The sequence below is a fragment of the Paraburkholderia sp. SIMBA_030 genome, from assembly GCF_046535245.1.
Classification (GTDB): domain Bacteria; phylum Pseudomonadota; class Gammaproteobacteria; order Burkholderiales; family Burkholderiaceae; genus Paraburkholderia.
Genome location: NZ_JAWRXB010000119.1, coordinates 1 through 394, shown reverse-complemented (window position 1 = coordinate 394; position 394 = coordinate 1). Strand labels below are relative to the sequence as shown.

The 394-nt window shown below is 52.8% G+C and carries 1 protein-coding gene; it reads right to left on the bottom strand.

The window, feature by feature from the left end:
* Positions 1–214, bottom strand: a 214-nt coding sequence (locus tag SB772_RS39285) for an ATP synthase subunit I (RefSeq protein WP_410838427.1), incomplete at its 3' end; no start/stop codon positions are given.
* Positions 215–394 lie beyond the last annotated feature (180 nt).

Here is a 394-nt window from a genome sequence, read left to right as displayed (position 1 = left end):
CCCGGGCTCCGCTAAAGCGAAACGCCTTCCAGGCGAAATACACATTGGGTAGCCAGGCAATCAAACCTCCGCAGAGACCTGAATATCCACTGACCGCCCCTTTCCACTGCCACACCACCAAGGTTGCCAGCAGAAGTACTACACATTGAGTCAACAGTACCGGAAAAACCGCCCAGCGATGGAAAGGCAAGCGGTTTGGCGTGCGGATTTCCATAACAACTGCTCCTCGGAAGTCGACCAACAAGTCAGCCATGACTTGGCATAATTTGTGCCGACAAAATGCGCGCAGAGTATAGGGGTGGATTAACCCCTATTCAACTCTTCGGTAGTGATTTCCGACTGCGCGCTACAACAGGAATTGTTTCAGCGGATGTGAGCAAGGACGCCTTGCAAC